22 protein-coding genes are annotated in these 21,115 nt (G+C 71.0%); 8 read left to right on the top strand and 14 right to left on the bottom strand.

The window, feature by feature from the left end:
* Positions 1-24: 24 nt before the first annotated feature.
* Both HQ603_RS09650 and lat read right to left on the bottom strand, forming a co-directional pair.
* Complete coding sequence (locus HQ603_RS09650) at positions 25-1,365, bottom strand: adenosylmethionine--8-amino-7-oxononanoate transaminase (protein WP_308126440.1); 1,341 nt, start codon at positions 1,363-1,365, stop codon at positions 25-27.
* Positions 1,366-1,403: 38 nt separating this feature from the next.
* Entirely contained in the window at positions 1,404-2,747 is a 1,344-nt protein-coding gene (gene lat / locus HQ603_RS09645) for an L-lysine 6-transaminase (protein WP_222684330.1), read from the bottom strand.
* A gap of 85 nt (positions 2,748-2,832) precedes the next feature.
* On the opposite strand from lat, the gene amaB reads away from it, so the two are divergent.
* Together amaB and HQ603_RS09635 are read left to right on the top strand one after the other, a co-directional pair.
* Positions 2,833-4,350 (top strand): L-piperidine-6-carboxylate dehydrogenase, encoded by a 1,518-nt coding sequence (gene amaB / locus HQ603_RS09640; protein ID WP_222684329.1) that lies wholly within the window; start codon positions 2,833-2,835, stop codon positions 4,348-4,350.
* The gene (locus HQ603_RS09635; protein ID WP_222684328.1) at positions 4,350-4,562 is read left to right on the top strand and encodes an RNA-binding S4 domain-containing protein; all 213 of its coding nucleotides are present in this window, start codon (positions 4,350-4,352) and stop codon (positions 4,560-4,562) included. Before amaB ends, HQ603_RS09635 begins: the two co-directional genes overlap by 1 nt.
* Positions 4,563-4,592: 30 nt before the next feature.
* On the opposite strand, the gene rraA is transcribed toward HQ603_RS09635, so the two are convergent.
* On the bottom strand, positions 4,593-5,087 hold the full coding sequence (gene rraA / locus HQ603_RS09630; protein ID WP_068364089.1) for a ribonuclease E activity regulator RraA: 495 nt from the start codon (positions 5,085-5,087) through the stop codon (positions 4,593-4,595).
* Positions 5,088-5,242: 155 nt separating this feature from the next.
* Between rraA and HQ603_RS09625 the strand changes: the two genes are divergently transcribed.
* Positions 5,243-5,467 carry a DUF6480 family protein gene (locus HQ603_RS09625; protein WP_222684327.1) on the top strand — a complete coding sequence of 75 codons (225 nt, stop codon included), beginning with the start codon at positions 5,243-5,245 and terminating at the stop codon, positions 5,465-5,467.
* An 88-nt stretch (positions 5,468-5,555) separates the two neighbouring features.
* Here HQ603_RS09625 and HQ603_RS09620 read toward each other — a convergent pair whose 3' ends face one another.
* On the bottom strand, positions 5,556-6,362 hold the full coding sequence (locus HQ603_RS09620; protein WP_308126439.1) for a MerR family transcriptional regulator: 807 nt from the start codon (positions 6,360-6,362) through the stop codon (positions 5,556-5,558).
* Between the two features lie 164 nt (positions 6,363-6,526).
* Between HQ603_RS09620 and HQ603_RS09615 the strand changes: the two genes are divergently transcribed.
* The 3 genes from HQ603_RS09615 to HQ603_RS09605 all read left to right on the top strand — a co-directional run bounded on the left by HQ603_RS09615 (position 6,527) and on the right by HQ603_RS09605 (position 10,659).
* A complete protein-coding gene (locus HQ603_RS09615; protein ID WP_222684325.1) occupies positions 6,527-8,071 on the top strand; it encodes a succinic semialdehyde dehydrogenase in 1,545 nt (514 codons plus the stop codon).
* 162 nt (positions 8,072-8,233) lie between these two features.
* The gene (locus HQ603_RS09610) at positions 8,234-9,634 is read left to right on the top strand and encodes a hemolysin family protein (RefSeq protein WP_261773636.1); all 1,401 of its coding nucleotides are present in this window, start codon (positions 8,234-8,236) and stop codon (positions 9,632-9,634) included.
* Positions 9,631-10,659, top strand: coding sequence for a hemolysin family protein (locus tag HQ603_RS09605; protein WP_222684324.1), 1,029 nt, complete (start codon positions 9,631-9,633; stop codon positions 10,657-10,659). Before HQ603_RS09610 ends, HQ603_RS09605 begins: the two co-directional genes overlap by 4 nt.
* A 90-nt stretch (positions 10,660-10,749) precedes the next feature.
* Here HQ603_RS09605 and HQ603_RS09600 read toward each other — a convergent pair whose 3' ends face one another.
* The 5 genes from HQ603_RS09600 to HQ603_RS09580 are packed head-to-tail and all read right to left on the bottom strand — an operon-like array spanning position 10,750 to position 14,098.
* A complete protein-coding gene (locus HQ603_RS09600) occupies positions 10,750-11,703 on the bottom strand; it encodes a CopD family protein (RefSeq protein ID WP_222684323.1) in 954 nt (317 codons plus the stop codon).
* Between the two features lie 7 nt (positions 11,704-11,710).
* Complete coding sequence (locus HQ603_RS09595; protein ID WP_222684405.1) at positions 11,711-12,160, bottom strand: copper resistance CopC family protein; 450 nt, start codon at positions 12,158-12,160, stop codon at positions 11,711-11,713.
* A gap of 50 nt (positions 12,161-12,210) precedes the next feature.
* On the bottom strand, positions 12,211-12,897 hold the full coding sequence (locus tag HQ603_RS09590; protein WP_222684322.1) for a YcnI family copper-binding membrane protein: 687 nt from the start codon (positions 12,895-12,897) through the stop codon (positions 12,211-12,213).
* A gap of 44 nt (positions 12,898-12,941) precedes the next feature.
* Positions 12,942-13,439: a hypothetical protein gene (locus HQ603_RS09585; protein WP_222684321.1), complete on the bottom strand. Its 498-nt coding sequence runs from the start codon at positions 13,437-13,439 to the stop codon at positions 12,942-12,944.
* Positions 13,440-13,447: 8 nt separating this feature from the next.
* The gene (locus HQ603_RS09580; protein WP_222684320.1) at positions 13,448-14,098 is read right to left on the bottom strand and encodes a DUF6474 family protein; all 651 of its coding nucleotides are present in this window, start codon (positions 14,096-14,098) and stop codon (positions 13,448-13,450) included.
* A gap of 142 nt (positions 14,099-14,240) precedes the next feature.
* On the opposite strand from HQ603_RS09580, the gene HQ603_RS09575 reads away from it, so the two are divergent.
* On the top strand, positions 14,241-15,848 hold the full coding sequence (locus HQ603_RS09575; protein ID WP_222684404.1) for a TM0106 family RecB-like putative nuclease: 1,608 nt from the start codon (positions 14,241-14,243) through the stop codon (positions 15,846-15,848).
* Positions 15,849-15,978: 130 nt separating this feature from the next.
* Here HQ603_RS09575 and HQ603_RS09570 read toward each other — a convergent pair whose 3' ends face one another.
* Positions 15,979-16,746, bottom strand: a complete 768-nt coding sequence (locus HQ603_RS09570) for an SDR family NAD(P)-dependent oxidoreductase (RefSeq protein WP_222684319.1) — start codon at positions 16,744-16,746, stop codon at positions 15,979-15,981.
* Positions 16,747-16,833: 87 nt separating this feature from the next.
* On the opposite strand from HQ603_RS09570, the gene HQ603_RS09565 reads away from it, so the two are divergent.
* Positions 16,834-17,313, top strand: coding sequence for a nucleoside deaminase (locus HQ603_RS09565; RefSeq protein ID WP_222684318.1), 480 nt, complete (start codon positions 16,834-16,836; stop codon positions 17,311-17,313).
* 48 nt (positions 17,314-17,361) lie between these two features.
* Here HQ603_RS09565 and HQ603_RS09560 read toward each other — a convergent pair whose 3' ends face one another.
* From HQ603_RS09560 to HQ603_RS09545, 4 genes are all read right to left on the bottom strand, one after another.
* A complete protein-coding gene (locus HQ603_RS09560) occupies positions 17,362-18,057 on the bottom strand; it encodes a TMEM165/GDT1 family protein (RefSeq protein ID WP_222684317.1) in 696 nt (231 codons plus the stop codon).
* A 309-nt stretch (positions 18,058-18,366) separates the two neighbouring features.
* The gene (locus tag HQ603_RS09555; RefSeq protein WP_222684316.1) at positions 18,367-19,542 is read right to left on the bottom strand and encodes an acyl-CoA dehydrogenase family protein; all 1,176 of its coding nucleotides are present in this window, start codon (positions 19,540-19,542) and stop codon (positions 18,367-18,369) included.
* 61 nt (positions 19,543-19,603) lie between these two features.
* Positions 19,604-20,134, bottom strand: a complete 531-nt coding sequence (locus tag HQ603_RS09550; protein ID WP_068106619.1) for a peptidase — start codon at positions 20,132-20,134, stop codon at positions 19,604-19,606.
* A 175-nt stretch (positions 20,135-20,309) separates the two neighbouring features.
* The gene (locus HQ603_RS09545; RefSeq protein ID WP_222684315.1) at positions 20,310-20,933 is read right to left on the bottom strand and encodes a superoxide dismutase; all 624 of its coding nucleotides are present in this window, start codon (positions 20,931-20,933) and stop codon (positions 20,310-20,312) included.
* Positions 20,934-21,115 lie beyond the last annotated feature (182 nt).

The following is a 21,115-nucleotide window of genomic DNA, read 5'->3' as shown; positions in this document are numbered from 1 at the left end:
ACAGTGTTCAAGTGCGCGTCCGGGTCAGCTCTCCGCAGCCTCCGATTCCACCGCCGCTGCCCGCACCATGGCGCCGGCGATCGCCCGGACCTCGGGGCGTGTGCAGACGTACGGCGGCATCGCGTACACCAGGTTGCGGAACGGCCGCAGCCACACCCCGTCCGCGGCAGCGGCCGCGGCAGCCCGCCCGACGTCGACGGCCGTCTCCATCTCGACGACCGCGATGGCACCCTGTACCCGGACGTCGCGCACCCCGGCGAGGGCGCGCGCGGGTTCGAGCCCGGTCCGCAGCTCGGACTCGACGAGCGCCACCTCCGACCGCCAGTCACGGCTCAGCAGCAGCTCGGTGGATGCGACCGCCACCGCGCACGCGAGCGGGTTGGCCATGAACGTCGGCCCGTGCATCAGGCCGCCGGCCGGGCCCGCGCTGATCGTCGTCGCCACCTCGGCGGTGCACAGCGTCGCGGCCAGGGACAGGTACCCGCCGGTGAGAGCCTTGCCGACGCACAGGACGTCGGGAGTCACGCCGGCCGCGTCGGCCGCGAACAGTGTCCCCGTCCGGCCGAATCCGGTGGCGATCTCGTCGAAGATCAGCAGGACGCCGGCGTCGTCGCAGGCCCGTCGGAGCGTGGCGAGGTACGACGGGTCGTGGAACCTCATGCCGCCCGCGCCCTGCACCACGGGTTCGACGATCACCGCGGCGATCTCGTCACGGTGGTCGTGGACGGCGCGAGTGAGAAGGTCGGCGTAGGTGTCGTCGCGGTGGGGTGGTGGAGCGTCGACGAAGATCTGCTCGGTCAGCACGCCCGACCACGCCGCGTGCATCCCACCCTCGGGATCGCACACGCTCATCGGGGTGAACGTGTCGCCGTGGTACCCACCCCGCCACGTCAACAGCCGCCGTTTCTCCGGCCGACCGCGGGCACGCCAGTACTGCAGGCACATCTTGACGGCCACCTCGACGGAGACGGAACCGGAGTCGCAGAAGAACACGCGGTCCAGGCCGTCGGGGGTGACGGTCACGAGGAGCTCGGCCAACCGTGCTGCGGGCTCGTGTGTCAGACCGCCGAACATCACGTGGCTCATGCGGCCGAGCTGGTCCGTGACCGCCGCATCCAGCACCGGGTGGCGGTAGCCGTGCACCGCCGCCCACCAGGAACTCATGCCGTCGATCAGGGAGCGGCCGTCGGCGAGATGGAGGCGGACGCCGGACGCTTCCCGCACGACCCACGGACGGGCGACGGGGCGGCCGGGCACGTCGAACCCGCTGTACGGGTGCCAGACGTGCCGGGCGTCGATGTCGGAGACGTGGTCGTCGGCGAGGGTGGGCGGCGTCGTCGTGGTGGGAGGCGCAGTGGGCGTCACCGGACCCACGGTCACACACCGACGCGCGTCCCGCACGGTCAGGGGTGCCGGGTGTGCTGCCCCGAGAGAACGCGGTCCAGGGCGTCGACGGCGCCGCGGAGTTCGCCCTCGGTGACGGTGAGGGCCGGGCGGAATCGAATGCTCCGCGAGCCGCATCCGAGCATGAGGACGTGCTCGCGCTCGCGCAGGTCGGTGAGCACGGCGTCCCTGGTCTCGCTGTCGGGCAACGAGATCGCCCGCATGAGGCCGCGACCGCGCACCTCGGACACCCCGGGATGATGCACGGCCAGTTCCGTGAGCGCATCGCCCAGGACCTCGCCCAGCTGCGCGGCACGCTCGACGAGGCCGTCCCGCTCGATCACCTCGAGGATGCGCCGCGCGCGCACCATGTCGGCCAACCCGCCGCCCCACGTCGAGTTGATGCGCGATCCGACCCGAAAGACGTTGTCGCGCACCAGGTCGACTCGACGTCCGGCCATGATGCCGCAGACCTGGGTCTTCTTGCCGAACGCCACGACGTCCGGCTCGAGGCCGAGTTGGGTGTGCGCCCAGGCGGTTCCGGTGATGCCGACGCCCGTCTGGACCTCGTCGACGACGAACAGGGCGTCGTACTCGTGACAGAGATCCTGCAGGGCACGGAGGTACGCCGGCCGGAAGTGGTGATCGCCGCCCTCGCCCTGGATCGGCTCGAGGACGAGGGCGGCGATGTCGTGGGGGTGACGGTCGAAGTGCTCGCGCGCGGCGGCGAGCGAGCGTCGCTCGAGGGCGTCCATGTCCGCGCCCTCCCGGACGTACGCCGACGGGATGCGCGGCCAGTCGAACGCGGGGTAGCGCGCCACCTTGATCGGGTCGGTGTTGGTCAGCGACATCGTGTAGCCGGATCGACCGTGGAAAGCGTGCTCCAGGTGCATGATTCGGGTGCCGAGCCGGGGATCGCGACCGGCGTCCTCGTTGCGCCGGCTCTTCCAGTCGAACGCCACCTTGAGCGCGTTCTCGACGGCGAGTGCGCCGCCCTCCACGAAGAACAGGTGCGGCAGTTCCGGGACGCCGAGCACGCGGGCGAAGGTGTCGACGAAGCGCGCCATCGGTTCGGTGTAGACGTCGGAGTTGCTCGGCTTGTGCAGGGCCGCGGTGAGGAGATCGTCGCGGAACTCGGCGTCCTCGACCAGGGCGGGGTGGTTCATGCCCAGGGCGTTGGAGGCGAAGAACGTGAACATGTCGAGATACGCGGTGCCGGTGCGGGCGTCGACGATCGTCGCGCCGGACGAGCGGTGGAGATCGAGCACGAGGTCGAACCCGTCGACGAGGAGATGGCGGGACAGGGACTCGTGCACGGTCGACGGGTCACCGGGTGGTGAAGAGATCGGCAGCACCTGGGTCATGAACGCGAGTCTATGCGATAAAATCCCGTAAACAACCGCTTGAGACGGAAAATATCCTGTCCGTGCCGTGAGGGAGACTCGACGTATGACCGCCACCGCCACCCTGGCCAGCCGCACCGCCGACCTGCTGCGCAGTCTCGGAGCCGCGCCGCTCGAGGCGGACGGTGACGGGCCGGCCACGCGGAGTCCCGTGACGGGCGAGACGCTGGGCCACCTCCCCACCACCGTCTCCGCAGCCGACGCCGTGACGGCCGCCGCCGCCGCGTTCACCGAGTGGTCGTCGGTCCCGGCCCCGGTGCGCGGCGCCGTGGTGCGGGAACTCGGAGAACTGTTGCGCGAGCACAAGTCCGCCCTCGGCGAGCTCGTCAGCATCGAGGCCGGCAAGATCGTCAGCGAGGGTCTCGGCGAGGTCCAGGAGATGATCGACATCTGCGACTTCGGCGTCGGACTGTCCCGTCAACTGCACGGAGCGACCATCGCCACCGAGCGACCCGGCCACCGAATGATGGAGCAGTGGCACCCGCTGGGCGTGGTCGCCGTGATCACGGCCTTCAACTTCCCGGTGGCCGTGTGGTCCTGGAACACCGTGCTGGCCCTGGTCGCGGGGGACACGGTGGTGTGGAAGCCGTCGGAGAAGACACCGGTCACGGCCATCGCCGTCCAGGCCCTGGCCGACGAGGCCGCCCGACGCGCCGGCGTCGACCTCCCCGTCACCCAGCTCGTCCTCGGTGAACGCGAGGCGGGCGAGGCGCTGGTCGACGATCCGCGAGTTGCGCTCGTCTCGGCCACCGGCTCCACCCGCATGGGCCGCGAGGTCGCGCCCCGCGTCGCCGCGCGATTCGGCCGCGTCCTGCTCGAGCTCGGCGGCAACAACGCCGCCATCGTCTGTCCCAGTGCGGATCTCGACCTGACGGTCCGCGGCATCGTGTTCTCCGCGGTCGGCACCGCGGGCCAGCGCTGCACCTCGCTGCGACGCGCGATCGTGCACGAGTCCGTGGCCGACGAGCTCGTCGACCGCCTCGCCGCCGCCTACGCGACGCTGCCCATCGGCTCCCCGCTCGACCCCGACACCCTCGTCGGACCCCTGATCGACGAGGACGCCTACACCGCGTTCGCCGCCGCCCTCGACGAGGCCCGCGCGGACGGCGGCGTCGTCGTCACGGGAGGCGAGCGCGTCGACGGTCCCGGCGGCAGCGCCGGCGGCGTCTACGTGCGCCCGGCCGTCGTCCGCATGCCGTCGCAGACCGCGGTGATGCGTCGGGAAACGTTCGGGCCCATCCTGTACGTCGTGACCTACACCGACCTCGGCGACGCCATCGCCGTCCACAACGACGTCCCGCAGGGCCTGTCGTCGTCGATCTTCACCACCAACCTGCGCGAAGCGGAACGCTTCCTCTCGCCGTCCGGATCGGACTGCGGCATCGCCAACGTCAACATCGGACCGTCCGGCGCCGAGATCGGCGGGGCGTTCGGCGGCGAGAAGGAGACCGGCGGCGGCCGCGAATCCGGCTCGGACGCCTGGAAGGCCTACATGCGCCGCACCACCAACACCGTCAACTACAGCTCCGAACTCCCCCTCGCGCAGGGGGTGACGTTCGGGTGATGGTCGTCCCGATCCGCGACGACGTCATCCGCCTCGGTCAGTTCCTCAAGCTCGCGAACCTCATCGACTCCGGCTCGGAGGCCAAGGCGGTGATCGCCGACGGGCTGGTGCAGGTCAACGGCGAGGTGGAGACCCGACGCGGACGCCAACTGCGCGCCGACGACGTCGTGACCGTCGGCGGGCAGTCGGCGCGCGTCACCGCGGAGGCGTAGTCACCCGCCGCGCGTCACCCGCGGTGTTCGTCAGTCCTGCGCCGGCAACGGCTCCGCGGTGACGACCACGCCGTCGTCGTCGCTGTAGACGAACTCGCCGGGCGTGAAGGTGACCCCGCCGATCTCGACGGGCACGTTCTTCTCGCCCGATCCCGTCTGCGTGCTCTTCCGGGGGTTGGTGCCGAGGGCCTTCACCCCGATGGACAGCGTGCGCAGGATGGCGGAGTCGCGGACCGCGCCGTGGACGATCACGCCGGCCCACCCGTTCTCGACGCCGCGGCCGGCGATGATGTCGCCGACCAGGGCCGTGTGGATCGACGCATCGCCGTCGACCACGAGGACGCCGCCGTGACCCGGTTCCGACAGGGTCTGCTTGACCAGCAGGTTGTCCTGGAAGCACCGGATCGTGGTGATCGGACCGCAGAACTCGGTGACGGCGCCGAGCTGGCGGAATTGGGTGTCGCAGCTGCGGATGTCCGGACCGATGGCGTCGGCCAGATCGGCCGTGGCGATGAAGGTGCTCATGGCTGCACAGGATAGGGCGGCCGGGTGTGGGCTCGGGTGTGAGACGTGTCGCTCGGTTGGACCTGCCGCAGCGGGGGAATACGTGACCGATGACAACGAGTCAGGAAAGCAGCGGCGACGACGGAACGCGCCGGCAGCCCGGAGGAGAATCACCGATGTCCGGCCAGAACCCCGATCCCACCGAAGTCGCAGGACTCGAGAAGGGCGGAGGAGTCGCTCCCGGCGACACCCCACCCGTCTCCACGTCGGCAGGCGGGCCGAATCACGAACCGCCGCAACGCACCCGCACACCGGCCGTGATCTTCCTGGCCGTCGTCGGCATCATCGTCGTGCTCGTGGCCCTCGGCCTGATCGGCCGGATCGCCGGATTCTTCGGGTAGTGCGGCGCGGGATTCCTGCTCCCCTCGCGCCGTCGAGGAGCAGGATCCCGCCCACCGAGAACGCGACAGGAGCAGAAATCCCAGCCGTTCACCCGCCGTGCTCGGCCGCGTTCGCCGCGATGACCTCCACCAACCACTGCGCCAGGCCCTCGGCCCGCGCGTCGTAGTGTGCGCGGAACCGCTCGTCGGCGACGTACATGCCCGACACGCACACCTGCATCGCGTGATCGCAGTCGTAGAACCGGTCGATGGACAGACGGTGCCGTTCGGCAAGTGCGTTCGCGGCGGGCTCGCCGGGTCGCACCCCGGCCGCCATTGCCGCGGCGCAGTCCGCCTCCAGCGCCTCGGTCTCGGCCTTGATCGTCGTCCAGTCGTCGGTGGTGAATCGCGCGGTGCGCTCGCGGCTCTGCGCCCACGCCTCCGTCTCACCCCACCGCTCGCGGGCCTCGTCCTCGTACTTCTCGCCCGTCCAGTCGTCGCCCCAGATCTCGCGTAGCTGTTCGGGTGTGGGCTGCTGTCCCATGGTTCTCTCCTCGATCAGAGTGTCGACGGCGGTCGCCATCGCCTGCAGGTGATCGATGCGGTCGGCGAGCGCGTCCCGTTGCCGCCGCAGGTGCGTCAGGGCGTCGGCGGCCGGATCGTCGAGAAGCGTCCGGATCTCGTCCAGCGGAAAGCCGAGTTCGCGGTAGGCGAGCACCGCGAACAGCCGCTCGACGTCGTCGTCGGAGTAGGTCCGGTACCCCGCGCCGGTGCGACCGGACGGCACCACCAGCCCCACCGCGTCGTAATGGTGGAGCGTGCGGACACTGACGTCGGCGAGTCGGGCGACCGCGCCGACGGTACGGAACTCTCGGGCGTCCGCACCGACGGAACGGAATCCGTGTGCATCGTTCACGCTGTTCACTGTGATTCCTCCCGTCGCGTGAGGGTCAAGCCCGAGCGCGTACGCGGGGGCTGTGACGTGACGCACTGGTGGAGTACCGTGGTCGGGTACTTGTCAACGCCCGTCACACACAGCTCCGGTCTCGGAGCCGTGCACCCAGTCTCCCGGGGAGTTCGATGTCTGCGCCGACCGCTGCCACCTTCGACCGTCTGGTCGCCCTCGCCTCCGTCGCCCCCGGGCGTGAGACCCGGCCCGTCGTCGAGGTCTTCACCGGCCGTGAGATGGCCACCGTGCCCGTCGGGACGCGGGACGACGTGCTGTCGGCCGTCGAGACCGTGCGCGCCGCGCAGAAGTCGTGGGCCGCGACGCCCGTCGCCGAGCGGGCCAAGATCTTCCACAAGTACCGCGACCTGGTGCTGAAGCATCGCGCGTCGCTCATCGACATGGCGCAGGCCGAGACGGGCAAGTCCCGGTCCGCGGCCCAGGAGGAAGTGCTCGACATCGCGATGACGTCGCGGCACTACGCCCGCACGGCGGGTGACCTGCTGAAGAGCAAGCGGGTTCCCGGCATGCTGCCGGTGCTGACCAAGACGCGCATCAACTATCAGCCCAAGGGCGTCATCGGCATCATCTCCCCGTGGAACTACCCGATGACGCTCGCCGTGTCGGACGCCATTCCCGCCCTGCTCGCCGGCAACGGCGTGGTGCTCAAGCCCGACAGCCAGACGCCGTACTGTGCCCTGGCCTGCGTGGAGTTGCTGTTCGAGGCCGGCCTGCCGCGCGACCTTTTCGCCGTCGTGCCCGGCCCCGGGTCCGTCGTCGGCACCGCGATCGTCGACACCACCGACTACCTCATGTTCACGGGCTCCACGGCCACGGGCCAGCTGCTCGCCGAGCAGACCGGCCGCCGGCTCATCGGGTTCTCCGCCGAGCTGGGCGGCAAGAACGCGATGGTGGTGACTAAGGGCGTCAAGATCCCCGAGGTGGTCGACGCCGCCGTGCGCGCGTGCTTCTCCAACTCGGGTCAGCTGTGCATCTCGATCGAGCGCATCTACGTCGAGAAGGCCATCGCCGAGAAGTTCTCCGCGGCGTTCGCCGAGCGCGTGAAGAAGATGACGCTGGCCGCCTCCTACGAGTTCGGCGTCGAGATGGGCAGCCTCATCTCCGAGGACCAGGTCAAGGCCATCTCCCGCCACGTCGACGACGCCAAGGTCAAGGGCGCGACCGTGCTCGCGGGTGGCCGGGCGCGGCCCGACATCGGCCCGATGTTCTACGAGCCCACCGTGCTCACCGGCGTCACCGAGGACATGGACTGCTGCGCCGCCGAGACCTTCGGCCCGCTGGTGTCGATCTACCCGGTGGACTCCGTGGACGAGGCCGTCGAGCGCGCGAACGCCACCGAATACGGCCTGAACGCCAGCGTGTGGGCCCGTACCAAGGCCGAGGGCGAGGCCATCGCGGCCCGCCTGCGCGCCGGCACGGTCAACGTCGACGAGGGCTACGCCCCGACCTGGGGCAGCACGGGCGCCCCGATGGGCGGCATGGGCGTCTCCGGCGTGGGCCGACGCCACGGTGTCGACGGCATCCTCAAGTTCACCGAATCGCAGACCGTGTCCACCACCCGGCTGATCAACCTCGGTGGTCGACGGCTGCCGCCGAAGCTGTGGGCGAAGGCCCTGCCGGTGTTCATCCGCGCCATGAAGTACTACCCCGGACGGTGACCGCACGGCGCGGAGTCGATCCGCGCCATGCAGTCCTGCCGTGGTGTCCGGTAGATTCGGGCGAAACACCCGAACCGACAGAGGACGAATGGACAGCGACAGACCCGGGCCGGTCACGGCTCCCCGCGTATCGACGGATGCGACCAGGGAGGTGACCGGCACATGATCGAAGCGTTCCTGACTCTGCTGCTGGGCATCGTCGTGGTCGTCGGCATCACTGCCGCCACCGGCTATTTCGTGGCGCAGGAATTCTCGTACATGACCGTGGACCGGTCACGGCTCGAGGCGCGCGCCAAGGCCGGTGACGCCACCGCGGAACGCACGCTCGGGGTGACCCGGCGGACGTCGTTCATGCTCTCGGGCGCGCAGCTCGGCATCACCGTCACCGCCCTGCTGGTCGGTAACTTCGCCGAGCCGCTGATCGGACAGTCCCTGGGCACGCTGCTCGGCGGCGTCGGTGTCCCCGGCGGAATCGGCATCGCCGTCGGCGCGATCACGGCCCTGGTGGTCTCGACGTTCGTGCAGATGCTCTTCGGCGAGCTGTTCCCCAAGAACTACTCCATCGCCCGTCCGGAACCGGTCGCGCGCCGGCTCTCGCTGTCGACCACGATCTACCTCAAGCTGTTCGGTTGGCTCATCCGCATCTTCGACGCGTCGTCGAACGCTCTCCTGCGCGCGCTGAAGATCGAGCCGGTCCACGACGTCGAGCACTCCGCCACGGCGCGCGACCTCGAGCACATCGTGGCCGAGAGCCGCGACACCGGCGACCTCCCCGAGGAGCTCTCCACCCTGCTCGACCGCATTCTCGACTTCCCCACGCGCACAGCGGGTCACGCGATGATCCCGCGGTCCCGCGTCGCCACCGTGCGGGACGACGCGACGATCGCCGAGGTGCGGGCGCTGATGAGCGTCGAGCACTCGCGGTACCCGGTCATGGCCGCGGACGATTCGATTCTCGGCATCGTCCACCTGCGCGACGTGATGCAGACCGACCTGCCGGGACACACCCCGGTGACCGACCTGGTGCGTCCCGCGCTGGTGCTGCCGGAATCGCAGCTCCTGCCCGACGCGATGGGTGAGCTGCGGACGTCGAAGAACCAGATGGCCTGCGTGGTGGACGAGTACGGCTCGTTCACCGGCGTCGTCACCATCGAGGACCTCGCCGAGGAACTCGTCGGCGAGATCACCGACGAGCACGACGACGAGCTGACGATCGACCCCGTCCAGGACGCCGACGGCGTGTGGACGGTGGCGGGCGACGTCCACCTCGACGAGGTGGAGCGCTCCCTGGGCCGGGATCTGCCGTCCGGTGACTACGAGACGGTCGCGGGCCTGGTCATCGCCGAGTTCGGGTCCCTGCCCGAGGTGGGCGACACCGTCGAGATCGACCTGCCCATGGACCACGGCGAGCTGGCGGGCGACGACGAGCCGCCCAGCCGCTACCTCGTGGCCACGGTGCGCGACATCGACAACCACGTGCCCTCGCAGGTGACGCTCGAACTCGGCGAGCGCAGCGCCGACGAGGTCGCGATCGAGGCCGCCGGAACGGAGCACAACCGATGAGCAATCCCTTGGTCTTCCTCGTGGTCACCACGGCGCTCGTCGCGCTCAGCGCGTTCTTCGTGGCCGTCGAGTTCGCGCTGTTGGCGGCCAAGCGTCACCGGCTCGAGGACGCGGCCGCCACCAGCCGCTCGGCCCGCGCCGCGCTGCGCAGCTCGGCGGAACTGACGGTGCTGCTGGCGGGTTCGCAGCTCGGTATCACGCTGTGCGCGTTGGCTCTCGGTGCGTTCTCCAAGCCGACGGTGCACTACTGGCTGCGGCCGCTTTTCACCTCGACCGGCCTGCCCTACTGGGCGGCGGACGTGCTGGGGTTCGTGTTCGCGCTGGTGATCATCACGTTCCTGCACCTCGTGGTGGGTGAGATGGCCCCGAAGTCCTGGGCCATCGCGCACCCCGAGCGGTCGGCCACGCTGTTGGCGGTGCCGATGCGCGTCTTCATGTGGTTCACCCGCCCGATTCTGGTGTCGCTGAACAACATGGCGAACTGGCTGCTGGTCAAGGCGGGCGTGGAGCCGGCCAACCAGGTGGTGTCGGGTCAGAACCCCGACGATCTGGCGCAGCTGGTGGCGCACTCCGTGAGCGTGGGGTCGCTGAACCGGGAGTACTCGGATCAGATCACCAGCGCCCTCGAGCTCGAGAGCCTGACGGTCGCGGACCTGCTGCGCGGCGGTGACCCCACCGCGGTGTCCGTCGGTGCCACGGTCGCGGACGTCCGTGCCGCGTCGCTCCGAACGGGTCACCTACGGATACTGGTGCGCGCGCAGGACGACGTCGTGGGCGTGGTGCACGTGCGAGACACGTTGCAGGCGGAGGACACTCGGCCGATCGACGAGTTCGTGCGCCCGGCATTCGAGCTCGCGGCCGATCGCACCGTCTACACGGCGCTCGCGGAGATGCGGTCGACGCGCAACCACCTCGCGGTGGTGCGCGGGTCGGCCGGGGCGGTGCTCGGCGTGATCACGCTGTCCGACGTGCTCGTGCGACTGCTGCCCAGCGCGGAGCCGTCTGTGGAACCCGCCCGCGCCTGACGCCCACCGGCACCCCGGATCCGTTCCTGCGCCCCCGATCGGGGGTGCCGTCGCGGAACCGGGGTGCCGTTCGGTGAGCCGGGTCTTCGGTCAGCCCGTGGTCGCCAGGGTCGAGGCGACCCCGAACGCGACGGCCATGAGCGCGCATTCGACGACCGCGCGGCCCACGGAGACCGACGCCGCCGTCCGGTGATCGCCGATGGTGGACACCCACGTGCGACGACGCCACCACCCGCCCGCGACCAGCAGGATCGCCAGCGCAGCCTTGGCCAGCACCAGCCGCCCGTAGCCGTCGTCGATCAGCGCGGAGACCGAGCCGAGTCGGCCGGTGGCGGCCACCACCCCGGTGATGACGACGACGCCCACGCACCATCCGGCGGCCCGTGAGTAGCGCGGCAGCATCTCCGCCCACCCGCCGCGGCTCCGCAGGGTCAGGGCGAGGGCGAGCAGGACGCCCAGCCAGACCGATGCGGCCAGGACGTGCAGGGCGATCGTCGGCGCCCCGAACGCCTGCTGCCCGAGGTGGCCCGTGATCGGGCGCATCACCACGGCGACCCCCACCGGCACCACCACCAGGACGCCCGAGACGTCGGCACCGGTCCGCACCACGACCACCGCCCCCACGGCGAGCAGACCCGCGATCAGGACGACGGCGACGCCGAGCCGGCCCCCGACGACGCCGCCGAGGTAGTCGGCGAACACCGTCGTCGTGAGGTCGTCGGCGGCGACGTTCCGCGACCGCGCCGCGCCGAACAGCAGCAACGCGATCTCGGCGAGGAACCACGTTCCCGCCGTGACCGCCACGGCGCGCCACGCGCGGGCGTCGTCGACGTGCCGGGAGGTGGCGCCGGCGAGCAGCACCACGCCGAGGCCCAGGGTGGTCGCGGCGGCCAGGTCGGCCACCGCGCGCACCGCGCTGTCCACGGAATCGGTGTCCCCGCCGGCGAGCAGCACGGCGACCAGGACCCCGAGTGCCGCAGCCGGAACGACGGCGAGGGGCGACCACCGCTCGCGGACGCCCTCCGTCGTCCCGGCTCCGGTCATGCTCGGGTCACCGCCGCGAGCGGAGCGAGAACCCGAGCGCGCCGACGAACACCACGCCCGCCGCGACGAGGAACGGCCACAACGGGATTCCGCCGCCGGACTCCGACGACGCCGACGCGTTCGCGGCCGGTCCGGGGGTGCCGGACCCCGCCGTCGTCGTCTCGAACGTGCGGGTGCCGCTCACCGGGTGGCCGTCGGCCGAGGTGACGCGGTACGCGATGGTGTACGTCCCGGCCGGACCGAGCTCGCGCAGGTCGACGGTCACCGTCGGCCCCTCGACGCGGGGATCGCCCTCGGACCACAGGTTGCCGTCCGGGCCCACCACCGTCAGCGAGGCGAACTGCTCCTGCACGGCCTCGTTGAACGTCACCGACGCCGTCGTCGGGGCGGTGTCGACGGTGCTGCCGTCCTCCGGGGAACTGCCGATCACCACGGAATGTGCCGAGGCCGTGGGCATTCCGACCAGAGCGATCGCGGCGAGGAGCAGGAGCACCGTGCGGAGCCGGCTCACGAGCGTCGACCCCGCAGCACGCTGCCGAGTCCCAGGGCCGCACCGAGCGCCCCGAGGACCAGCGCCACGCCGGCGACCCACAGCGCGGTGTCGTCGGAGGACTCCGACGCGGCCGCGGTGGTCGTCGCCGTCGTCGTGGTGTCGGACGCACCGGCCGCATGCCCGCCGTGACCGGCGTGCTCGTCGGCACTCGCCGCGGCGAGTTCCAGTGTGGGCGCGGGGTACTCGGGCTCGGCGCCGTCGGTGGTGGGTTGATCCCACGCGACGACCTTCCCGTCGCTGTAGGTCTGCCGTGCCGGGAAGGAGACGGTGTCCTCCTCGGGCAGCGGGCCGGCCGACAGGACGAACTGCTGGAACTGGCCCGGTCCCACACCGGGGTTGCCGGGGTCGGCCGTCCAGGTGACGCCGGTGGCCTTGTCGTCGGCGGAGCGCTCGACGGTGGCGGTCCAGCCGGGCATGGGCTCGGTGCGGGCGGAGGTGAGGTCGGGGAGGTCGACGGACACCGACGTCGTCGAGGCGGTGTCCGACTCCGTGGGGACCCGGACGGTGAGAACGGTGTACCCACCCTGCGCCGCGCCGGGGGCGACCACGGTGACGTGGGCGGACGCGACCCCCGCGGCGGCGATCAGGGCGGCGGCGGAGAGAACACCCGTGCCGAGGGCACGCGTGACAGTGCGATTCATGAGGTTGTCTTTCGAGACGAGGAGTGACGGGATGCCGGGAGCGGTCAGGCGCTCGGCGGTCCTCGCCTCGAGAGAGCGGGCAGCAGGGGCACCGGCACCACGGCGGAGAGGTGACCGGGGAGCGGTGGGCCGGCGGCCGGAGCCGGAATCCGCGGGACGAAGCGGACGGACCGCAGCACCGAGCCCACCACGGCGGCCAGGCGATCCGCCGCTGCGACGAGGACGGCACCGACCGCGACCGCGGCCGCGTGCGCCGTCAGCATGGGGGCACTCACCGGGTGGGCGTGCCCCGTGGCCAGGACCAGGACGAGGTGGGCGATCACCTGCCCGGCGGCGAGCCAGCCCGCGACCGGCATCCGGCCGTCGCGCCGGGTCCCGACGGTCGACGCCGTCAGCCCGAGCCCGACGGACACCAGGGCCACCAGCGTCAGCGACGTCGAGTCGGGGTCTTCGCCGTCCGCGGTGGCGTGGGCGGCGACGGCGAGCGCCCCGGTGAGAGCGCCGACGGCGGCCCCCCGGAACGCGCGTCGTCGCTCGGTCACGAGAGGTCCTAGCGGACGCCGAGGCGCGCGAGGATGTCGGCCTCGATGCCGTCGATCTCGTCGGAGATGGCGCCGTGGGCGAGGCTGCGCCGCTTCGGCGGCATCTGCTCGGCGGCGTGCACGGCGGTGGTGAGGTCGCCCAGCCGGGCGCGGGACGCCTCGACGAAGCGGCCGGTCTCCGTGTCGCGGTGGGTGGTCTCGAGTTCCTTCAGCGACTTCTCGGCGCCGACGATGCGGGCGCTCAGCTTCGCGCCGTGCCCGGTGTACCGGCCGAGCTCGGTGACGTCGACACCCAGGCGTGACGCCCGCGACTGGTCGAGCTGGCCGCGGATCGCCGTCGCCGCCCGGTACGCGATGGGGACCAGCACGGGCGCGAGGACGCGGCCGATACCGACCCACTTGCGCACCTTGGCCGCGTTCACCTTGCCCTCGCGGGCGCGCTGCTCGCGGGCGGCGAGGGCCTTGCGGTAGGCCTCGTCGGTCTTCTGCTGGCTGGCGAGGGCCTTGGCGTCGTTCTTCGCGAGCTTCTTCAGATGCTTGCGCTCGTTGCGGGCGGAGTACTTGGCCTCCAGCCCGGCCTTGTGCCGGAGAGCCTTGGCCTCCGCTTTGCGGGTGGCCTTCCGGGTGGCGCGTCGTGACTTTCCTGTCAGCAGACCCATGGTCGTTCCTGCTCCTTCGTCTCCGACGGCGCGCCGGGCGCCCACCTGCGGCGCCGCGACGGCGCCTCGTGCGCACCAGCCTATCGGTCGGGGTGGTCGTGTCGGCGGGTGGATCTACGCTGCGTGAGTGCCCACTTCCGCGATGATCGACGCCGCCACGCTCACGCGTTGTCGGCACCGGGTGTATCTCGACACCGCGTACCGGCCGTTGATCGCCGACGTTCCGGAGGACACGGGGGTGCAGATGCGGCGGGAGGCCGCGGCGGTGCACCGGCTGGTCGTCAAGGACATGCTCGTGGCGGCCGATCCGGAGGGCTGGGCCGTCGTGCCGGCGGACGTCTCGCACGCCGAGCGGGTGCGGCGGACCACTCGGGCGCTCACCGACGGTGCGCGGTACGTCTGGAACGCCACGTTCGCCGACGACGCCGCGGCCGGCCGTCGCGGGCGGTGCGATCTGTTGCTCGCCGACCCCAGCGGGGGCTACATCCCCGTGCTGGTGGTCAACCACAAGGTGACCGACCCCGGGTCCGGCGCCGTGACCAGTCCTTTCGGCCGGTGGGAGCCCGGCGTCGACGCGGCGCGCAAGGTCCGTCCGCAGCTGCGGGACCAGCTCGGCGCGGTCCACGTGCACCGCATGTTGGCCTCGCTCGGGCAGGACGGGCGGTCGGCGGTCGGCGGCGTCATAGGGTTCGGGGGAGACGTCGTCCTGGTGCACGATCTGCTCGCCGTCGGCCCGACGTACGACGCGCGGTTCGCCGACCGCGTCGCCGTCGCCCGGGGCGAGGCCGTCACCGCCCCCGTCAAGGTGTCGGAATGCCGGTCCTGTCCCTGGTGGTCGGAATGCGGGGAGACCCTCCGCCGCACCCGCGACGTCAGCCTCGTCGCCGCGGGGTCGCGCGCGGAGGCGTTGTACGCCGCGGGGATTCACACCATCGACGAACTCGCCGCGTGGACGTCCGACGCACCGCCCGAGGAGTGGCCGCACGGGGACTTCGCGGAAGCCGTCGTCGTCGCGCAGGCGTGGGTGGCGCAGGCCCCGCTGGTGCGCCGCACGGAGACCGTCGCGGTGCAGCGGGCCGACGTCGAGGTGGACGTCGACATGGAGAGCTTCCAGGAGCACGGCGCCTACATGTGGGGCACGTTGCTCGATCGGCGGGACGGGTCCGCCCCGCGGTACCGGGCGTTCACCACGTGGGAGCCGGTGCCGACCATGGACGAGGCCCGCTCGTTCGCCGAGTTCTGGACGTGGCTCATGGGCGTTCGGGCCGAGGCGCACGAGTCGGGCCGGACCTTCGCCGCCTACTGCTATTCCCGCGCCGCGGAGGACAAGTGGCTCATCGGGTCCGCGCGTCGGTTCGCCGGGATGGACGGCGTGCCCACCGAGGCGCAGGTGCGGGAGTTCATCGACGGCCCCGAGTGGGTCGACATGTACATCGCTGTGTCGCAGAACTTCGTGTGTCCGGATGGCAAGGGATTGAAGAAGGTCGCGCCCGTCGCCGGGTTCACCTGGCGTGACGACGAGGCGGGCGGCGAGGCGTCGATGGCCTGGTACCGCGCGGCCGTGGGGTACGACGACGCGCCCGGGTCCGAGGGCGGCGCCCCCACGGAGACCGACCTGTCCCAGCGCGAGCGGCTGCTCGAGTACAACGAGGACGACGTCCGCGCCACCCACGCTCTGCGGGTGTGGATGGACGGGGAGGACGTGCTCCGCCTCCCGACGGCGGCGGAGCTGGCCCGCACGTATCGCTGAGTGTCGGCACACGAGAGAGGCGTCCCCTCGCTGCGAGTCGGGGGTCGGCAGCGAGGGGACGCCTCAGGGTGTCTTCGGGCCTACTGCACCCGTGGATGGGTGGCGGCGAGAAAAAAGCTTTTCGGGAGGGTCAGCGCGGGGCCATGCGGAGCGCACCGTCCATGCGGATGGTCTCGCCGTTGAGGTAGTCGTGCTCGACGATCATCTGCGCGAGCTGTGCGTATTCGGCCGGCTGGGCCAGGCGCGACGGGAAGGGCACGCCGGCCTCGAGGCCGTGGCGGTACTCCTCGGTGACGCCGGCGAGCATCGGGGTGTCGACGATGCCGGGCGCGATGGTGTTCACGCGGATGCCCACCTGCGCGAGGTCACGCGCCGCGGGAACGGTCATGCCGTGCACGCCGCCCTTGGATGCCGAGTACGCGATCTGGCCGATCTGGCCCTCGAACGCCGCAACCGACGCGGTGTTGATGACCACGCCGCGCTGACCGGCGTCGTCGACGGTGGGGAGGGACTGCATGTGCTCGGCGGCCAGGCGCATGACGTTGAACGTGCCGAGCAGGTTGATGGTGATGACGGTGCGGAACAGCTCGAGGTCGTGCGCACCCTTCTTCGACAGGATGCGACCGGCCCAGCCCACACCGGCGCAGTTGACGACGATGCGCAGCGGCACCCCGGCCTCGCCGATGGTCTTCAGGGCCGCGCGAACCTCCTCGTCGCTGGTGACGTCGGCGGCGATCAGCGTGACGCCGTCGGGCACGGAGTCGCCGGCCTTGTCGATGGAGGACTGCAGGTCCAGACCGAAGACGGTGACCCCGTTCTCGGCGAAGCGCTTCGCGGTGGCGGCGCCCAGTCCCGATGCGCCGCCGGTGACCAGTGCTGCGGATCCTGCCATCTCCATGAGTCGATCCTCTCGTCGTGCAGCCGCCACCCGAGTTAGTGACGACTTACCGAAATGCACCCTAGTCGGTTGGGGCACACTCGGGTCATGACCCCGACTGCCGACGATCTGGTCCTCCTGCGCCGCTGCGTCGCCCTGGCCGAGGAGGCGCTCGAGGCGGGCGACGAGCCGTTCGGCTCCGTGCTGGTCGGCGCCGACGGCACCGTGCTGTTCGAGGACCGGAACCGGGTGAGCGGGGGCAACCGCACCCTGCATCCCGAGTTCACCATCACGCAGTGGGCGACGGAGCACCTGACGCCGGCCGAGCGCGCCGCCTCGACCGTCTACACCTCGGGGGAGCACTGCGCGATGTGTTCGGCCGCGCACGCCTGGGTGGGTCTGGGGCGCATCGTGTACGCCGTGTCGGGAGCGCAGCTCGGCGCCTGGCAGCGCGAGTGGGGTGTGCCCGCCGGGCCGGTGGCGCCGCTGTCGATCCAGCAGGTCGCCCCGGGCCTCGAGGTGGACGGTCCGGCCGACGAGCTGGTCCCGGTCATGCGGGAGCTGCACCGCCGGACCGGGTCCCGCTGACGGCTCCTGCGTGTGCCGACGGTGCACTGTCCGTGAGCGCGTGCAGCGTCAGCGGGAACGGGACTCCGCTGAGTCCGCCGTCTCGGCCGCGACCGGCGTGCGCATCCGCCAGGTGGTGAACGCGCTGCCCAGGGCCAGGACCACCACGGCGGCGACGATGCCGATGGACGACGTCGGGAAGACGCCCTCGAGGATCAGCCAGACACCGAAGACGAAGAATAGGGTGGCGGCGCCCAGCGTGATGAGCCGCTCCGGGAGGCGCTTGCCGAGCGTGGCGCCGACGACGATGGCCAGCGCGTCGGCGGCGACCATGCCGAGGGTCGAGCCGATCCAGACGCCCACCCAGTCGTTGTCCGCCGCGAGCGTGACCGTGGCGAGCATCGTCTTGTCGCCGAGCTCGGCCAGGAAGAACGCCGACGCGACGGCGATGAACGCGGACTTGGTGACGCGGTCGGCCTTGCCCTTCTCGTCCTCGTCGAGGCTGTCCCCGCGCAGGGTCCACAGGCCGAACACGAGGAACGCGACACCGCCGACGATGCCGATGAGGTGGGTGGGCAGCGCCACGCCGAGCGAGTGACCGACGGCCACCGACACCAGGTGCACGACCGTGGTGGCGAGGGTGATGCCGCCGACCACGACCCACCAGCGGTACTTGAGGGCGAACGTCATCGCCATCAGCTGGGACTTGTCACCGAGCTCGGCGACGAAGATGACGCCGAAGCTGAGCAGCAGGGCGGCGAGCACTGATACCTCCGTGGGCAGGCGCGTCGGCCTCCGCGAGGGGAGAGATCGGCCGGCGCTCGGTGCCGGGGTGCGGCACCGTACGGTCATCGGACCGAAGGTCTCGCCCACCCGCCGATCGGCCGGTTCGCCGAGCCGGGAGCGGCCCGTGCGGGCACCGCGCCAGTATGTCGACTCGACGATTGGGGGCTACTCCCCTTCGCTGCACACCACGCTAAAGTGCTGGTCAGGAGTGTGCAACTTCGGAAATCGCAGTTCGGGAGGCCGAAGAAACACGTGTCGGAACCCGCCCCGCAGTGCTCCGGGGGCCCGTCAGCGGAAGGCGTTCTGCCCGGTCATCGCCTGTCCCAGGATGAGGGTGTGCATCTCCACGGTGCCCTCGTAGGTGAGCACCGACTCGAGGTTGTTCATGTGCCGGATCACCGGATACTCGAGCGAGATTCCGTTGGCGCCCAGAATCGTGCGGGACGTGCGGCAGATGTCGAGCGCCTCACGGACGTTGTTGAGCTTGCCCAGGCTGATCTCCTCGGTGCGCAGGGTGCCCGCATCCTTGCGCCGGCCGAGGTGCAGCGCGAGCAGCAGGCCCTTGGTCAGCTCGAGGTTCATGTCCACCAACTTCTGCTGGGTCAGCTGGAACCCGGAAAGTGGTCGACCGAACTGGGTGCGCTCGGAGGCGTAGCTCAGCGCGGCCTGTAGGGAGGCCCGCGCGGCGCCCAGGGAACCCCAGACGATGCCGTACCGCGCTTCGTTCAGCGCGCCCAGCGGAGCCTTGAGCCCGCGCGCCTCGGGCAGCACGGCCGACGCCGGCAACCGCACTCCCTCGAGCACGAGTTCGCTGGTCACCGACGCGCGTAGCGACATCTTGTGTTCGATGCGCGGCGCGGAGAAGCCCGGTGTCGACGTCGGGACGACGAAGCCGTTCACCCCGTCCTCGGTCTTCGCCCACACCACGGCCACGTCGGCGACGCTGCCGTTGGTGATCCACATCTTGCGTCCGTCGAGAATCCAGTCGTCGCCGTCCCGACGCGCGCGGGTCAGCATCGACGACGGGTCCGATCCTGCGTCGGGCTCGGTGAGGCCGAAGCAGCCCAGGGCCTCGCCGGCGGCCATCCGCGGGAGCCACTCGGTCTTCTGCTCCTCGGAGCCGTACTTCCAGATCGAGTACATCGCGAGCGAGCCCTGGACCGAGACCAGCGACCGCAGCCCCGAGTCGGTCGCTTCCAGTTCGAGGCACGCCAGTCCGTACTCCGTCGCGCTCATGCCGGCGCAGCCGTACCCGGTGAGGTGCATGCCGAGAACGCCGAGCGCACCGAGTTCCTTCGCCAGTCCGCGGATGTCGTCGATCTCTCCGCGCTCGAACCAGTCGCCGACGTAGGGCTCGACCCGGCGTTCGCAGAGTGCGCGCACCGAGTCGCGCACCGCCTTCTCGTCGGCGGAGAGCAGGTCGTCGATCCCGGCGAGGTCGAGGGCGGAGCGGTTGTCGGTCATCGAGACGGATCCTTCCGGCGGAGGCGGGTGACCTCGACTGTATCCGTCGTCTCCGACCGGCTCAGGCGGCCAGCAACATCGCCAGGACGGCGGTGTCGGGATCGCTGCCCGGGTCCAGGCCCACTCGGCTGATCAACGACGTCACGGTGCCGTCGGCCTCCGCTTCGACCCACGCGGCGCGGTGGTCGAGGCCGAGGTGCGGCAGACCGGGCAGCAGCACGCACCCGGAGGCGGCGCCGGCGCATTCGGGCAGCGTGGGCATGGTTTCGGACGGCGGGTGCAGCATCATCAGCGCGGCCGGCGAATGGTGGGCGAAGCGTTCCGGGGTGACCGCGGCGTCACCGACCACCGGGCCCTCGGCGACGACCAGGCCCACCGTGCCCTCGGCGGGATCGTCGGGCAGCTCCTCCCGCACGCCGAAGACCGTGGTGGTACCGAGCAGTCCGGGCGTGGACGCCACCCGCACCGTGAACGCGAGCAGCTGCGCCCATTCCTTGGTGGTGTCGGGCCAGCGGCCCGAGACGACGAAGCCGCGCAGCGTGCCGCCCGCCTGGAACGGCGCGACGGCGATGGGCCCGCGATGTACGTCCATGACTGCACCTCCGGTCCGGGGAGGGAAGAACACCACGCGCCCCATCTGGCACACAAGAGGGACCGAGTGCCAGGCCCGGCGGTCGACCCTCGGACCGTCGACCCCCCCACGACGCGAGAACGCCGCCTCCGCGAGTGCGGAGACGGCGTTTCGAGTGACCCTCGACGGGGGGCGATCAGGGGAAGATCAGGCCCGAGGTCTGCGAGGTGGCGGCGGCGAAGCGCTGCTGGACATCGGCCCAGTTGACGACGTTCCAGAACGCCTTCACGTAGTCGGCCTTGACGTTCTTGTACTGCAGGTAGAAGGCGTGCTCCCACATGTCGACCTGCAGCAGCGGGATGATGCCGAGCGGCACGTTGGCCTGCTGGTCGTACAGCTGGAAGGTGAGCAGCTTCTTGCCCAGGGTGTCCCAGCCGAGAACGGCCCAGCCGGAGCCCTGCAGGCCGTTGGCGGCCGCGGTGAACTGCGCGCGGAACTTGTCGAACGACCCGAACTGGTCGTCGATGGCCGCGGCGAGCTCGCCCTCGGGCTTGTCGCCACCATTGGGGGAGAGGTTCTTCCACCAGATGGAGTGGTTCACGTGGCCGCCGAGGTGGAAGGCCAGGTTCTTCTCGAGCAGGAAGATCGAGCCGTGGTCGTCCTTGTCCCGCGCGTCGGCCAGCTTCTCGAGGGCGGTGTTCACCCCGGCGACGTAGGTGGCGTGGTGCTTCGAGTGATGCAGCTCGTTGATCTCACCCGAGATGTGGGGCTCGAGAGCGGCGTAGTCGTAGTCGAGGTCGGGCAATGTGTACTCGGACACGAATGTTCCCTTCTCCTGCTGTCCGTCGACTCGCACGTCGGAGCCGACGATGGGTTTCGGCCCGTCGGTCGGACGGACCCGTCGGGGTCTGGCCTACCCGGACCCCGTCATTCGTACACCTCGCCCCGGCTCGGGCGCCGAAGGGCCCGTTACCAGATGGCCGAGGGGCACGTCCGCGAATT

The organism is Rhodococcoides corynebacterioides, assembly GCF_019834675.1.
Lineage (GTDB): Bacteria > Actinomycetota > Actinomycetes > Mycobacteriales > Mycobacteriaceae > Rhodococcoides > Rhodococcoides corynebacterioides_A.
This window is presented reverse-complemented; position numbering and strand designations above follow the sequence as displayed.

Excerpts from the sequence above, each read along its gene's own strand:
- rraA (WP_068364089.1), bottom strand. The coding sequence starts at position 5,087 with ATGAGCACCTTCATCGCCACGGCCGATCTGGCCGACGCCATCGGTCCG.
- HQ603_RS09565 (WP_222684318.1), top strand. The coding sequence starts at position 16,834 with ATGACCCCGACTGCCGACGATCTGGTCCTCCTGCGCCGCTGCGTCGCC.
- amaB (WP_222684329.1), top strand. The coding sequence starts at position 2,833 with ATGACCGCCACCGCCACCCTGGCCAGCCGCACCGCCGACCTGCTGCGC.
- HQ603_RS09605 (WP_222684324.1), top strand. The coding sequence starts at position 9,631 with ATGAGCAATCCCTTGGTCTTCCTCGTGGTCACCACGGCGCTCGTCGCG.
- HQ603_RS09590 (WP_222684322.1), bottom strand. The coding sequence starts at position 12,897 with ATGAATCGCACTGTCACGCGTGCCCTCGGCACGGGTGTTCTCTCCGCC.
- HQ603_RS09555 (WP_222684316.1), bottom strand. The coding sequence starts at position 19,542 with ATGACCGACAACCGCTCCGCCCTCGACCTCGCCGGGATCGACGACCTG.
- HQ603_RS09550 (WP_068106619.1), bottom strand. The coding sequence starts at position 20,134 with ATGGACGTACATCGCGGGCCCATCGCCGTCGCGCCGTTCCAGGCGGGC.
- HQ603_RS09615 (WP_222684325.1), top strand. The coding sequence starts at position 6,527 with ATGTCTGCGCCGACCGCTGCCACCTTCGACCGTCTGGTCGCCCTCGCC.
- HQ603_RS09580 (WP_222684320.1), bottom strand. The coding sequence starts at position 14,098 with ATGGGTCTGCTGACAGGAAAGTCACGACGCGCCACCCGGAAGGCCACC.
- HQ603_RS09625 (WP_222684327.1), top strand. The coding sequence starts at position 5,243 with ATGTCCGGCCAGAACCCCGATCCCACCGAAGTCGCAGGACTCGAGAAG.
- HQ603_RS09635 (WP_222684328.1), top strand. The coding sequence starts at position 4,350 with ATGGTCGTCCCGATCCGCGACGACGTCATCCGCCTCGGTCAGTTCCTC.
- HQ603_RS09595 (WP_222684405.1), bottom strand. The coding sequence starts at position 12,160 with ATGCCCACGGCCTCGGCACATTCCGTGGTGATCGGCAGTTCCCCGGAG.
- HQ603_RS09575 (WP_222684404.1), top strand. The coding sequence starts at position 14,241 with ATGATCGACGCCGCCACGCTCACGCGTTGTCGGCACCGGGTGTATCTC.
- HQ603_RS09610 (WP_261773636.1), top strand. The coding sequence starts at position 8,234 with ATGATCGAAGCGTTCCTGACTCTGCTGCTGGGCATCGTCGTGGTCGTC.
- HQ603_RS09570 (WP_222684319.1), bottom strand. The coding sequence starts at position 16,746 with ATGGAGATGGCAGGATCCGCAGCACTGGTCACCGGCGGCGCATCGGGA.
- lat (WP_222684330.1), bottom strand. The coding sequence starts at position 2,747 with ATGACCCAGGTGCTGCCGATCTCTTCACCACCCGGTGACCCGTCGACC.
- HQ603_RS09600 (WP_222684323.1), bottom strand. The coding sequence starts at position 11,703 with ATGACCGGAGCCGGGACGACGGAGGGCGTCCGCGAGCGGTGGTCGCCC.